Raw genomic sequence first — 12,867 nt, 5'->3', positions numbered from 1 at the left:
TGCCCGCCACGCCGGGTTGGGGTCTGATTCCACCCTGCCAAAAGAACCAGTCCTGGAGACGCCGTGCAACCCCTGCTGTCCCTGTCACGCCTGATCGATCGGCTGAACGAATTCGTCGGCAAGTGGCTCGCCTGGCTGGTGCTGGCCGCCGTACTGATCAGCGCCGGCAATGCCATCGTCCGCAAGGTCTTCAACGTCAGCTCGAACGCCTATCTCGAGATCCAGTGGTACCTGTTCGCCGCGGTGTTCCTGCTCGCCGCCGGCTACACGCTGCTGCGCCAGGAACACGTGCGCATCGACGTGATCTCGGGCCGCTTCTCGAAGCGCACGCAGATCTGGATCGACATCGTCGGCATCTGCGCCTTCCTGATGCCTTTCGTGATCGTCGCGACCCGGCTGGTGTGGCCGGTGGTGATCAGCAAGTTCAACAGCGGCGAGGTGTCGGGCAACGCCGGCGGGCTGATCCTGTGGCCGGCCTGGGCGCTGCTGCCGGTGGGGCTGATCCTGCTCGGGCTGCAGGGCGTGTCCGAGCTGATCAAGCGCGTGGCCTTTCTGAAGGGGCTGGTGCCCGACCCGACGAAGAAGGGTGGCGGCAAATCGGCTGAAGAGGAACTCGCCGAGTTCCTGCGCCAGCAGGAAGTGGCGGTGCGTGAGAAGGCGGCCCTCGAGACTCTCCAGAAGAACACGCAAGAGCGCAGCCAAGGGAGCACGAAATGATGGAGTTCATCTCCGCCAACATGGCGCCGATCATGTTCGGCAGCCTGATCGTGTTCCTGCTGTTCGGCTACTCGGTCGCGTTCTCGCTGGCGGCCTGCGGGCTGCTGTTCGGCTTCATCGGCATCGAGCTCGGGCTGCTGCCGTCGGCGCTGTTGCAGGCGCTGCCGCTGCGCATGTTCGGCATCATGCAGAACGACACGCTGCTCGCGGTGCCCTTCTTCACCTTCATGGGGCTGCTGCTCGAGCGTTCGGGCATGGCCGAGGACCTGCTCGACACCATCGGCCAGCTGTTCGGCCCGATCCGCGGCGGCCTGGCGTTCGCGGTGATCCTGGTCGGCGCGATGCTCGCCGCGACCACCGGCGTGGTGGCCGCGTCGGTGATCTCGATGGGGCTGATCTCGCTGCCGATCATGCTGCGCTACGGCTACGACCGGCGTGTCGCGTCGGGCGTGATCGCGGCCTCGGGCACGCTGGCACAGATCATCCCGCCGTCGCTGGTGCTGATCATCATGGCCGACCAGCTGGGCCAGAGCGTCGGCGACCTCTACAAGGGCGCGTTCATCCCCGGCTTCGTGCTGACCAGCCTCTACGTGCTCTACATCGTCGGCGTGACGGTGTTCCGCCCGCACTGGGCACCGGCGCTGCCGAAAGAGGCGCGCACGATCCGCGAGGCCGATGGCAGCAGCGGACTGCGCTCGCTGGCCGTGGTGGCGGTGCTGTCGGTGGTGTCGGCCTTTGCGTTCGCGCGCACCCGGCCCGATGCAACACCCACCGATGAGCTGATCGTCACATCGATGTGCGCCGGTGTCGGCTTCGCGTTCCTGCTGGCGGTGATCAACCGCGTGACGCGGCTGAACCTGCTGTCGAAGATGGCCGAGCGCGTCACCTTCGTGCTGATTCCGCCGCTGGCGCTGATCTTCCTGGTGCTCGGCACCATCTTCCTCGGCGTGGCCACGCCGACCGAGGGCGGCGCGATGGGGGCGACCGGTGCGCTGGTGATGGCGCTGGCGCGCCGGCGCCTGAACCTGAGCCTGCTGCGCCAGGCGATGGACACGACGATGAAGCTGTCGTGCTTCGTGCTGTTCATCCTGGTCGGCTCGACGGTGTTCAGCCTGTCGTTCCAGGGTGTCGACGGGCCGAAGTGGGTCGAGCACCTGCTGACCGGCCTGCCCGGGGGGCAGCTCGGCTTCCTGATCGTCGTCAACATCCTGGTGTTCGTGCTGGCGTTCTTCCTCGACTTCTTCGAGCTGTCGTTCATCATCATCCCGCTGATCGGGCCGGTGGCGCACACGCTGGGCATCGACCTGGTGTGGTTCGGCGTGCTGCTGGCGGTGAACATGCAGACCTCGTTCATGCACCCGCCGTTCGGCTTCGCGCTGTTCTACCTGCGCAGCGTCGCGCCGGTCGACGACTACACCGACAAGGTCACGAAGGCGCCGGTCGCGAAGGTGACGACCGGGCAGATCTACCGCGGCGCGATCCCGTTCGTGCTGATCCAGGTCGTGATGGTGGGGCTGGTGATCGCGTTCCCCGGGCTGGTGTCCAGCGGGCTCGGCAAGGAGAACAAGCTGAACAACGACGAGATCATGCAGCAGCTGCAGCAGGACCGTCAGGACAAGCCGGCACCGTCGATGGACGGCCTGATGCCGCAGCCGGCCGAAGAGCCGGCGAGCGCGCCGCCGTCGTCCTCATCGAAGTCGAGCGCCGACGACGAGCAGATGAAGGCGGTGGAGCGCGCGCTGCAGCAAGAGGCCGGCAAGAAGTAGCTACAACTTCTGCTGCTGCATGAACTCGTCGAACCCCGCTTCGGTGAAGCGGAACCACAGGTTCTGGTCTGCGCGGAACTTGCTGAAGTCCTCGTAGACCTTCTTCCAGTTCGGGTTCTTGCCCGACAGCTCGGCGTAGATGGCCATCGACTCCTTGAAGGCGAGGTCCATCACGTCCTTCGGGAAGCGGAACAGCTTGGTGCCGCTGCCGACCAGCTGCTTCAGCGCGCCCGGGTTGCGAGCGTCGTACTTGGCCTGCATGTCGATGTGGGCCACCGCGGCGGCCGCTTCGACCACCGCCTTGTACTCCGGCGTCAGCGCGTCGTAGGCCTTGGTGTTGACGAAGAAGTCGAGCTGCGGGCCGCCCTCCCACCAGCCGGGGTAGTAGTAGTTCGGTGCGACCTTGTTGAAGCCGAGCTTCTGGTCGTCGTAGGGCCCGACCCATTCGGCGGCGTCGATCGTGCCTTTCTCGAGCGCCGGGTAGATGTCGCCGCCGGGGATGTTCTGCGGCACGCCGCCCATGCGTTCGATCACGCGGCCGGCGAAGCCGCCGATGCGGATCTTCAGGCCCTTGATGTCGGCCGCGCTCTTGATCTCCTTGCGGTACCAGCCGCCCATCTGCGCGCCGGTGTTGCCGCCAGGGAAGCTGATGATGTTGAAGTTCTTGTAGAACTCGCGCATCAGCTTCAAGCCGTTGCCCTCGAACATCCACGCCGTCATCTGCCGCGAGTTCAGGCCGAACGGGATCGCGCAGCCGAGCGCGAAGGTCTCGTCCTTGCCGAAGAAGTAGTACGGCGCGGTGTGCGCGATCTCGACGGTGGCGTTCTGCACCGCATCGACCACGCCGAAGGCCGGCATGATCTCGCCGGCCGCATGCACCGAGATCTGGAACTTGCCGCCCGACAGCTCGCCGACCTTCTTCGCGAACACTTCGGCGGCGCCGAAGATGGTGTCGAGGGACTTCGGGAAGCTGGAGGCGAGGCGCCAGCGCAGGGCCGTCTGCGCGTGGACGAGGGCTGGGGCGCCGGCGCTGGCGGCGGCGAGCACGCCGGCCAGGCCGGTGCGGGTGATGAAGCTGCGGCGTTCCATGTCTCTCTCCTCGGATGGTGGGGCGGGGAGATTTTTTACGGAACTGCGATGGAGGCAGGGACGGACTTTCCCCGTTGGGGAAAGCCCCGCATAACCAGGGCCCCGAATATGAAGCTCCGTCGCGCAGGCCTTCCCGTAACTCGGACCGCATATGACCAGCGTTGCGCCGGCTCAGCCGGTCGGAGAGCGATGGAATCCGAGAAAGCCTTCCATAAACTCATGCTTCATGGCTTTAAAATCGACATCAGATAATTTTATTAATCGCAATCGCATGCTTTTGACAAAGACTACTGAACCCGGCGTGATCATTCGTCAACAGATACATGTTAGAAAACTCGAAGAACTGCTTGCGAAATTCACCGACTTGGATTCTACGCTCCCCATCTGAGTTATCATAAATTCGTTTATACATCGTCAAAATATCCGATTTTCCACCCATCAACACCGCCTTCGAGAGATCGTTTGAAATATATCTTCCACTCAGATTAACCCTACCATGCATTTCGTCAGCAATCACCTTAATTTCTTTTGCGAAATCCTTCTTCGTCACGTGACTACTAGCAAGAACACCACGCTTTCGATCAAGCACCCTCACAAATTCCCCACTATAACCAAAATCATCCATCATTAACATGAGTTCTCGCCGGAACAGACTGGAGAACTCTGAAAATTTGTTCTCCGCCAGAAGTGGCAAAGATCTTTCAATGAAAGCCTTCTTCATCCCAGTCAAAGATGATTTAGCCTCCTCTTTCCCCGTCAAGTTTATCCAGCAATCAAAGACGTTATCCATGGTTGCGAGATAGTCCAGCTGTGTATCCGGATAAAACCATGCATGCGGGTCTTCTAGCAGGGTCTTCAGCGAAGACGCAGCATGCTTGATCAATTCAGTCTTGGAGCCCGTGGTAAATTTTCTTTCAGCCCTCTGGGCCAACACACGCTTGTAACTTGACCTCGTCGCCCTGACTCTTGATTTCGTAGCTTTCGCCTCGCGCAATGCCCGGTCCGCAAGCAGCTCTTGCAGATCTTTGGTCTTCGCGGGTTCGCGCGTCAGAGCTTTACCGCCCGGCAGCCCTGAGGAGGTGATTTCACTCTCGGCCGTGAGCGGGGACTTTGCCACTCCCTCATGTCTGCGAGGAGACTTCCCGTCATTTTTCTTTTTACCATTCCCATCCGGCAGATGAGAATTTTTCCGGCCGAGATTTGGGGGAACATCCCGCTCCAACGGGTTCGCCTCAGCTTCACGTATTGCGTGCTGCGCCTTTTTCTCGGACTCAATGTCAGAAATTATTTCATCGAACTCATGAAAATCTGGCTCGGAGGAGCTTCCCGTAGGGGAAATATAAATCCCTTCTCCGATTGGCGCACGACCCCATTGAAACTGCGCGGACCCTAGAAGTTCACTTGGAATCACCGTCTCAGGAGCAGCGCTCGGGTCATGAAATACCTCAGCCGGCGTTCCAAAAGCTGGCCCTGCTTCCTGGAGAACCGACCTAGGGACTTCGGCATTGTCAATGTCAGAAAGCAGGAAATCAAGGTCAGTACCGTCATCGACATCAAAATGACCACCATTTGAACTCTGAAGGGCTATGTACTCGGAGAGCCTTTGCAATGCTTTTCCATACTCAGCAACATCTCCTTGCTCCATGGCCATAGTTGCCTTCTTCTCAAATTCAGAGAACCCGTCATTGAATTCTGCCTGCCCCTTGCTGTCACTCGGCTTATATTTAATGGCATGCATCATCTCAGAAAGTTGCCGGTAGTTGCTCTCGATGGCGAACATCAGAGATGGCCGCTCCAACTTGGGAAAATCAATTTTTCCGAAGCCATCGATCGATCCAGACACAAGTTCGCTCGCCCATTTCAGCGCTTCACTGCGGTTGTTTGTATACTTCCTAGTCACCCAAATGGTGTGAGAGTATCCACCGGTGAATAGAACCTCCTTTTTGCAGAATTCCTCCGCACTTTTTCGCTGTTTGATAAACTTATCATCCAGTGGCCCCACGGGAATCTGCGGCGCTGTTTGGCCGCAAGTGTTCTCCGTCTGAACCGCCGGGCGCGAGGATGTAATGGCGTTGATTGTCATGAACTTGCTCCAGAGCGCAGTAAAACGATGCCCACCCATGCAGCAATCACACAGACCACTCACCAGCAGGCGCTCCCCCTGTGTGACCGATCCGCTTTCCAAGTTCCAAGCCGGGACAAACGGCTTCACTCTCCGTCCAGCCGATTCGCACTCTCAGGTGCGTCGCTCGCGCCTCGGATCCCGGCTCACCCCCCACGCACGCCCAGCTTGAAACTGATCATCGCCCGCAGCTTGTTCGGCACCACCGGCTTCACCAGCAGGTGGAAGTTGTGCGCCTGCGCCTCGACCTCGTGGTTGGTCATCGTGCTGCCGCTCACCATGATGGCCGGCACGCCTGGCCCGAAGCGTTCGCGCAGCGCCTGGATCGCCTCCAGCCCGGTGTGGCCGTGCTCCAGCCGGTAGTCGACGATCAGCAGGTCGGGCACCTCCCGCCCGGCGTCTTCGCTCTGCGCCCAGGCCCGGCTGGCCGCCACCGTCTCGAAGCTGCGCACGCTCGCGCCCCAGCCCTTCAGCAGCACCTCCAGCCCGTCGCGCACCGCCGGCTCGTCCTCGACGATCACGATGCGCCGCCGGTCCAGCGTCAGCCCGATCGGGGCCTTGCCGCCGAATGACGGCGCCACCGCGCGTGGCGCCTTGCCGGGCGGCAGCTCCAGCGAGAACACCGTGCCGTGCCCCGGCCGCGAACGCAATGACAACGGCGCCTCCATCAGCCCCGCCAGCCGCTTGACGATCGCCAGCCCCAGCCCCAGTCCCTTGCGCTGGTGCGGCGCCAGCGCATCGCCCTGCGGCACCTGGTAGAACTCCTCGAAGATGCGCTCCTGCTCGCGCTCGCGGATGCCCACGCCGGTGTCCCACACCTGCAGCAACAGCCGCCCGCCGCGCTTGCGGCAGCTCACCAGCACCGTGCCGTCCTGCGTGTAGCGGATCGCGTTCGACACCAGGTTGCGCAGGATGCGCTCCACCAGCACCGGGTCGGCGAACGCGTTGTTCGCGCCGCCCCTGAAGCGCAGCCCCAGCCCCTTCTCGAACGCCGTCGGCTCGAAGTGCAGCTTGAGCCGCCCGAACATCGCGCCGATGTTGAAATGCTCGGCCTGCGTCTCGACGCCGCCGGTGTCGATCTTGGTGATGTCGAGCAGCTCCGAGAACAGCCCCTCCAGCGCGTCGACCGAGCCGTTGATGCTGTTCACGAGGTGGATCACCTCCTCGTCGTGGCTGCGTTGCCGCAGCGCCTCGGCGAACAGCCCCATCGCATGCAGCGGCTGGCGCAGGTCGTGGCTCGCGGCCGCGAAGAACTGCGTCTTCGAGCGGTTGGCCACCTCGGCCTGCTGGCGCGCCGCATCGGCGGCCGCCTTCTCGGCGCGCAGCTGCGCGCCCAGCTCATCGGCACGCAGCTTCAGCTTCAGCAGGTTCTCGTAGTTGAGCCGGTAGTCGCTCGCGAGCAGCGTCGTCATCGCGACGATCGTCAGCAGCACGCCGGCCAGCACCAGGTCGTCGAAGCCGCCCGGCAGCCCCACGCGCAGCACCGTCGGCCCGAAGCACAGCAGCGCGAAGACGTTGTAGACCTTGCGCATCGGCGCGAGGATCGGCATGCCCGCCACGCAGAAGCTGTAGACGGTGAGCAGCAGCCCGATGCGCTCCGTCGTGCCGCCGTGCGGGTAGAACAGCCACGCGGCCGAGCCCCAGACGATGCCCGAGCCCATCGTCGCGCCGACCCACACGCGGAACCACGGCTGCGCATCGACCAGCGTCTGCACGTTGCGATTGCGAAACACCGCCAGCGCCCACACCCGGAAGAACCACAGCCCCCAGAACATCACCATCCAGGCGGCCAGCAGCCAGCGCGGTGCATGGTCCCAGAACAGCAGCGCCATCACCGACGCGCCGGCCGCGTTGCCGGCCAGCGTGGTCGGCACGTACGAATACAGCCCGTGGATGCGCTCGACTTCGGTCAGCTCGCGCGGCGATGGCGTGGCCGACATCGGGTCACTTTCTCCAGGCCGAGAACCCGCCGTGCGCCTGCGTCATCTGGCTCACCGCCAGCACCGCCTGCGTGCGCGAGCTGACGTTCAGCACCCGCAGCACCGCGGCCACGTGGTCCTTCACCGTCTCCACCGACAGCCCCAGCTCGCGGGCGATCAGCTTGTTCGGGTTGCCCTGCAGCAGCAGCGCCAGCACGTCGGTCTGGCGCGGCGTGAGGCCCAGCGACGCGATCGACGGGTGCTGCTGGAAGCCGCCACCGCGCGCCGCCTCGCCGATCTGGTTGACGGCCGCGGGCACGCCGCCCCACGGCCCGTCCTGCGCGCGTTCGGACGGCCGGTCGTTGCCGATGCTGATCGGCGGCACGTAGATGCCGCCGGACATCACCATGCGCAGCGCGTCGAACAGCGTTTCGTTGGAGGCGCGCTTGGGCACGAAGCCCATCGCGCCCAGGTCGATCGAGCGGATCACGTCGCTCGCGCGGTCGGAGGCCGACACCACCACCACCGGCAGCGCCGGGTAGGTGCTGCGGAACTCGACCAGCAGGTCGAAGCCGTCGGCATCGCCCAGGTGCAGGTCGAGCAGCACCAGGTCGAAGTCGTTGTCGGCGGCCAGCGTCTCGCGCGCGGCGCGGGCACTGCCGGCGCCGACCACGCTGACGTGGTCGCCCAGGCCCTGGATCACGGTCTGCAAGGCCGACAGGATCAACGGATGGTCATCGACCAGCAGCACTTTCATCGCGACATCCTTTTGGTGGGTTGCCGATGCTAGCTGAGCGTGCCGGGCACCCCGTACCCCCCGAAGAGGGAGAAGCCGCATCGGCGCGTTTCAAACGTAGCGCCGTGTCAGCGATTCCGCCACGCACACCGGCTTGGCCGAGCCCTCGCGCTCCATCGTGACCTCGATCGTCAGCTGGGCGCCGCCATCCAGCACCTCGTAGGCCAGCAGCTTGAAACTGCCGCGCAGCCGGCTGCCCACCGGCACCGGCGCCGGAAAGCGCACCCGGTTCAGCCCGTAGTTGACGCCCATGCGGGTGTCGCCCACCTCGAAGGCCGACGCGAACATCTCCGGCAGCAGGCTGAGCGTGAGAAAGCCGTGCGCGATGGTGGTCTTGAACGGCCCGGCCGCCGCGCGCACCGGATCGACGTGGATCCACTGGTGGTCGCCGGTGGCGTCGGCAAACTGGTCGATGCGGCGCTGGTCGACCTCGATCCATTCGCTCAGGCCGATCTGCTGGCCCACCAGGGCCTGCAGCTCGGCCAGCTTCTCGAAGCGCTTCATCAGGCCTCCAGCCACTGGATCAGCGGCTGCCATTGTTCGATGTCGCGCTCGACGCGGCTCGGCGCCACGTCCCACAGCGACAGGCCGCGCGCGGCTAGGTGCACGTAGTTCTGGGTGTCGCGCAGGAAGCCGATCAACGGCACCTGCAGCGTCTCGAGGAAGCTGCGCAGCTGGTCGGCCGAGATGGTGCCGTCGCGCACCCGCATGCCGACGATCGCGATCGTCACCTTGTCGCCACGCCGGCGCGACAGCAGCTCGCGCACGAAAGCGTGCGTCGCGTGGATGTCGAAAATGCTCGGCTGCAGCGGCACAAGCACCTTGTCGGCCAACTTCATCACCTCGTCGAGCCGCTTGCCATGCAGGCCGGCGGGGGTGTCGAGCACCGCGTGGGTGGTGCCCTTGGGCGGGCGGACGATCTCGTCGTGGGCCAGGTCCCAGCCGGTGATGACGGGCAGGTTCGCGGGGCGCAGCGAGAGCCAGGTGCGGGCCGATTGCTGGCGATCCACATCGCCCAGCATCACCGCATGGCCGGCCTGGGCAAGGTACCCTGCGATGTGGGTGGACAAGGTGCTTTTTCCGACCCCGCCCTTCGGATTGGCCACCACGATCACTGGCATGCACTGCTCCTGACGATCCTTGTTTGCGGTTATGTTAACGAACACTATCGTCGTTGGGCTACCAATACTTACCCCCGCCACTCACGCCGCCATGAACCCATCGGAAGTCCTCGTCCTGACCGCCCATCCGCAGATGGAGCAGTCGCGCGTCAACCGCACGCTCTACAAGGCGGCCAAGAAATCCGGCCATGCCACGGTGCGCGACCTGTACCGCCTCTACCCCGACTACCTGATCGACATCGAGGCCGAGCGCGCGCTGCTGCTGCAGGCCAAGCTGGTCGTGTGGCAGCACCCGATCCACTGGTACAGCATGCCGCCGCTGATGAAGCTGTGGGTCGACGAGGTGCTGGGCTTCGGCTGGGCCTACGGGCCCGACGGCCATGCGCTGCGCGGCAAGGACCTGTGGCTGGTGTCGTCCACCGGCGGGCCCGACGACTCGTACCGCCCCGACAGCTACAACCGCTACCACTTCGACGCCTTCCTGCCGCCCTACGAGCAGACCGCGGCGCTGTGCGGCATGCGCTTCCTGCCGCCGCTGGTGCTGCATGGCGCGCACCGCGTCGGCGCGGACGAGCTGCAGGTCCATGCCGACACCTTCGTGCAGCACCTGGGCAGCTACCCGAACTGGCCGGAGCTGGCCGGGCTCGACGATTGCATCGACTGCGAGGTGCCCGAATCGGCGCGCCCGGCGGATGCGGTCGAAGCCGCGCTGGTGGAGAGCGCCTGATGGAACACGGCAGTTGGTTGACGGGCGGGCTGGTGTACCTGGGCGCCGCGGTGATCGCGGTGCCGGTGGCGAAGAAGCTGGGGCTGGGGTCGATCATCGGCTACCTGGCCGCGGGCATCCTGATCGGGCCGTGGGGGCTGCGGTTGGTGACCGACCCGCAGGACATGCTGCATTTCGCCGAGTTCGGCGTGGTGCTGATGCTGTTCCTCGTGGGGCTGGAACTGGAGCCGAAGCGGCTGTGGTCGCTGCGCAAGCCGATCTTCGGCTGGGGCAGCGTGCAGCTGTTCGGCTCGGCGGCGCTGCTGCTCGGCGCGGCGGTGGCGGCCGGCGTGCCGTGGCAGCTGGCGGTGGTGGGCGGACTGGGCCTCGCGATGTCGTCGACCGCGATCGGGCTGGGCGTGCTGGGCGAGCGCAACCTGATGGCGACGAGCTCGGGGCAGAGCCTGCTCAGCGTGGCGCTGCTGCAGGACATCGCGGCGATCCCCATCCTTGCGCTGGTGCCGCTGCTGGCAGGGGCTTCCGATGCGCCGGAGCACGGCAGTTTCTGGCTCGATGCCGCGAAGGCGCTGGGGGTGATCGCGATCATCGTGCTGGGCGGGCGGCTGCTGCTGCGGCCCACGCTGCGCTGGATCGCCGGCAGCGCGACGCCCGAGATCTTCACCGCCGCGTCGCTGCTGCTGGTGCTGGCCACCGCGGCGCTGATGCAGACGGTGGGCTTGTCGATGGCGCTCGGCGCCTTCCTCGCCGGCGTGCTGCTGGCTGAAAGCGAATACCGGCGCGAGCTCGAGACCGACATTGAGCCCTTCAAGGGGCTGCTGCTCGGGCTGTTCTTCATCGCGGTCGGGATGAGCATCGACTTCTCGGTCGTGATGCAGCGGCCGCTGCTGGTCGCGCTGATCGTCGGCGGCTTCCTCGCGGTGAAGGCCGGCGTGCTGTGGGCGATGGGCCGCGCGATGCCGCTGCCGAAGGCCGAGCGGCCGGTCTTCATCATCCTGCTGGCGCAGGGGGGCGAGTTCGGCTTCGTGGTGTTCCAGACGGCGACGCAGGCCGGCGTGATCGATGGGCCGACGTCTTCGCTGCTGGTCGCGGCGGTGGCCTTGTCGATGCTGCTGACGCCGCTGCTGCTGGTGGCGGCCGACCGCTGGTGGACGCCGACGCTGGCCGGCCAGAAGCGCAGCGACATCCCCGAGATCAGCGAGCAGCAGGACGCGTCGGTGATCATCGCCGGCTTCGGCCGCTACGGGCAGATCGTCGGCCGGATGATGTTCGCCAACGGGCTGACGCCGACGGTGCTGGAGCATGACGCCGAGGCGCTGGAGGCGCTGCGCCGCTTCGGCTGGCCGGTGTTCTACGGCGACGCGACGCGGCTCGACCTGCTGCGCACCGCCGGTGCGGCGACCGCCAAGGTGCTGGTGCTGGCGATCGACGACGTGGCGCAGAGCGTCGAGGTGGCGACGCTGGTGCGCGAGAACTTCCCGCAGCTGACGATCGTGGCCCGCGCGCGCAACGTGCGGCACTACTACCAGTTGCGCGAGCTGGGCGTCACGCTGATCGAGCGCGAGACGCTCGACTCGGCGCTGATGACGGCGCGCAGCACGCTGGAGCTGCTGGGCTGGCAGCCGCACCAGGCGCGCAACCTGGCGTTGCGTTTCCGGCGCCACAGCATCGACCAGCTGGAGGCGATGCGTCCGCATGCGCGCGACCAGGAGCGGCTGATCGCGGTCGCGAAGGAAGGCCGGCAGCAGCTGGAGACGCTGTTCGCGCAGGAGCGCGCGGCGGCGGTAGAGCGCAAGCAGCGCGCGGGTTGGGGCGGCGCGCCGGAGAAGCCGGACGAAGATGCCGCGACGTGATCAGCGGAGCGCGTCGTACAGCAGCTTCGCGCCGGTGAGGAACATGCCCACATACACCAGCCGATAGAACAGCGTCGGCTGGATCCGCTTCGCCAGCCGGATGCCGATCCACACGCCGACCGGCGCGAACGGCATCAGCACCAGCGAGGTCCCGAGGTTGCGCATGTCGATCAGCCCGAGGAAGGCATACGGGATCCACTTCGACAGGTTCACGACCGCGAAGAACGTGGCCATGGTCGCGGTGAAGATCAGCGGCGGCAAGCGCAGCGGCAGCACATAGGCGCTGACCGGTGGCGCCCCTGCATGCGCGACGAAGCTGGTGAAGCCCGACGCGATGCCCAGCACGAAGCCGAGCCAGCGCGGCGGCGGCGGTGCATCGGCGCGCGGCGGAAACAGCAGCCGCTGCGCGAGGAACAGCAGCGTGAGCCCGCCGACGATGCCGGCCACCGTCTTCGGCTGCAACAGCCCGAACGACAGCGTGCCGAGCAAGGTGCCGAGCAGCCCGGCCGGGAGCAGCAGCCGGATCAGCGCCTTGTCGCGCTGCTGGAACAGCGCCTTCACCCCCACCGCGTCCATCACGAGCAGCAGCGGCAGCATGATGGCCGCGGCCTGCGGCACGGTGATCGACAAGGCCATCAGCGGTGTCGCGAGCGAGCCGAAGCCGGCACCGAAGCCGCTCTTGGACAAGCCCATCAGCAACACGGCGGGAATGGCGGCCGCATAGAACCAGGGGTCGGTGATCATCGGCGAGAATTCTCGG

The 12,867-nt window shown here is 65.3% G+C and carries 11 protein-coding genes; 4 read left to right on the top strand and 7 right to left on the bottom strand.

Features of this window, described 5'->3' with window-relative positions; genetic code table 11:
- Window positions 1-63 precede the first annotated feature (63 nt).
- Together BUE42_RS22925 and BUE42_RS22920 are read left to right on the top strand one after the other, a co-directional pair.
- On the top strand, window positions 64-717 hold the full coding sequence (locus tag BUE42_RS22925) for a TRAP transporter small permease subunit (protein WP_073467619.1): 654 nt from the start codon (window positions 64-66) through the stop codon (window positions 715-717).
- Window positions 717-2,483, top strand: coding sequence for a TRAP transporter large permease (locus BUE42_RS22920; RefSeq protein WP_083614441.1), 1,767 nt, complete (start codon window positions 717-719; stop codon window positions 2,481-2,483). The genes BUE42_RS22925 and BUE42_RS22920 overlap by 1 nt, the downstream gene beginning before the upstream one ends.
- Here BUE42_RS22920 and BUE42_RS22915 read toward each other — a convergent pair whose 3' ends face one another.
- The 6 genes from BUE42_RS22915 to BUE42_RS22895 all read right to left on the bottom strand — a co-directional run bounded on the left by BUE42_RS22915 (window position 2,484) and on the right by BUE42_RS22895 (window position 9,530).
- Complete coding sequence (locus BUE42_RS22915) at window positions 2,484-3,572, bottom strand: TRAP transporter substrate-binding protein (RefSeq protein WP_073467617.1); 1,089 nt, start codon at window positions 3,570-3,572, stop codon at window positions 2,484-2,486.
- 244 nt (window positions 3,573-3,816) lie between these two features.
- The gene (locus tag BUE42_RS32530) at window positions 3,817-5,655 is read right to left on the bottom strand and encodes a hypothetical protein (protein WP_143171702.1); all 1,839 of its coding nucleotides are present in this window, start codon (window positions 5,653-5,655) and stop codon (window positions 3,817-3,819) included.
- Between the two features lie 185 nt (window positions 5,656-5,840).
- Window positions 5,841-7,634, bottom strand: coding sequence for an ATP-binding response regulator (locus tag BUE42_RS22910; RefSeq protein ID WP_073467616.1), 1,794 nt, complete (start codon window positions 7,632-7,634; stop codon window positions 5,841-5,843).
- A 4-nt stretch (window positions 7,635-7,638) separates the two neighbouring features.
- Window positions 7,639-8,370, bottom strand: coding sequence for a response regulator (locus tag BUE42_RS22905; RefSeq protein ID WP_073467615.1), 732 nt, complete (start codon window positions 8,368-8,370; stop codon window positions 7,639-7,641).
- A gap of 90 nt (window positions 8,371-8,460) precedes the next feature.
- Window positions 8,461-8,913: a MaoC family dehydratase gene (locus tag BUE42_RS22900; RefSeq protein ID WP_073467614.1), complete on the bottom strand. Its 453-nt coding sequence runs from the start codon at window positions 8,911-8,913 to the stop codon at window positions 8,461-8,463.
- Window positions 8,913-9,530 carry a ParA family protein gene (locus BUE42_RS22895; RefSeq protein ID WP_073467613.1) on the bottom strand — a complete coding sequence of 206 codons (618 nt, stop codon included), beginning with the start codon at window positions 9,528-9,530 and terminating at the stop codon, window positions 8,913-8,915. The genes BUE42_RS22900 and BUE42_RS22895 overlap by 1 nt, the downstream gene beginning before the upstream one ends.
- A 91-nt stretch (window positions 9,531-9,621) precedes the next feature.
- On the opposite strand from BUE42_RS22895, the gene BUE42_RS22890 reads away from it, so the two are divergent.
- Both BUE42_RS22890 and kefC read left to right on the top strand, forming a co-directional pair.
- Entirely contained in the window at window positions 9,622-10,257 is a 636-nt protein-coding gene (locus tag BUE42_RS22890) for a glutathione-regulated potassium-efflux system oxidoreductase KefF (protein WP_073467612.1), read from the top strand.
- A complete protein-coding gene (gene kefC, locus BUE42_RS22885) occupies window positions 10,257-12,107 on the top strand; it encodes a glutathione-regulated potassium-efflux system protein KefC (RefSeq protein WP_073467611.1) in 1,851 nt (616 codons plus the stop codon). Before BUE42_RS22890 ends, kefC begins: the two co-directional genes overlap by 1 nt.
- On the opposite strand, the gene BUE42_RS22880 is transcribed toward kefC, so the two are convergent.
- Window positions 12,108-12,851 (bottom strand): sulfite exporter TauE/SafE family protein, encoded by a 744-nt coding sequence (locus tag BUE42_RS22880; protein WP_073467610.1) that lies wholly within the window; start codon window positions 12,849-12,851, stop codon window positions 12,108-12,110.
- Window positions 12,852-12,867: the final 16 nt, after the last annotated feature.

This window comes from Rhizobacter sp. OV335 (genome assembly GCF_900142965.1).
In the GTDB taxonomy this organism is placed as follows: domain Bacteria; phylum Pseudomonadota; class Gammaproteobacteria; order Burkholderiales; family Burkholderiaceae_C; genus Rhizobacter.
This window is presented reverse-complemented; position numbering and strand designations above follow the sequence as displayed.

Coding starts and splice junctions, on each gene's coding strand:
- BUE42_RS22905 (WP_073467615.1), bottom strand. CDS start 8,370: ATGAAAGTGCTGCTGGTCGATGACCATCCGTTGATCCTGTCGGCCTTG.
- BUE42_RS22910 (WP_073467616.1), bottom strand. CDS start 7,634: ATGTCGGCCACGCCATCGCCGCGCGAGCTGACCGAAGTCGAGCGCATC.
- BUE42_RS22890 (WP_073467612.1), top strand. CDS start 9,622: ATGAACCCATCGGAAGTCCTCGTCCTGACCGCCCATCCGCAGATGGAG.
- kefC (WP_073467611.1), top strand. CDS start 10,257: ATGGAACACGGCAGTTGGTTGACGGGCGGGCTGGTGTACCTGGGCGCC.
- BUE42_RS22920 (WP_083614441.1), top strand. CDS start 717: ATGGAGTTCATCTCCGCCAACATGGCGCCGATCATGTTCGGCAGCCTG.
- BUE42_RS32530 (WP_143171702.1), bottom strand. CDS start 5,655: ATGACAATCAACGCCATTACATCCTCGCGCCCGGCGGTTCAGACGGAG.
- BUE42_RS22880 (WP_073467610.1), bottom strand. CDS start 12,851: ATGATCACCGACCCCTGGTTCTATGCGGCCGCCATTCCCGCCGTGTTG.
- BUE42_RS22895 (WP_073467613.1), bottom strand. CDS start 9,530: ATGCCAGTGATCGTGGTGGCCAATCCGAAGGGCGGGGTCGGAAAAAGC.
- BUE42_RS22900 (WP_073467614.1), bottom strand. CDS start 8,913: ATGAAGCGCTTCGAGAAGCTGGCCGAGCTGCAGGCCCTGGTGGGCCAG.
- BUE42_RS22915 (WP_073467617.1), bottom strand. CDS start 3,572: ATGGAACGCCGCAGCTTCATCACCCGCACCGGCCTGGCCGGCGTGCTC.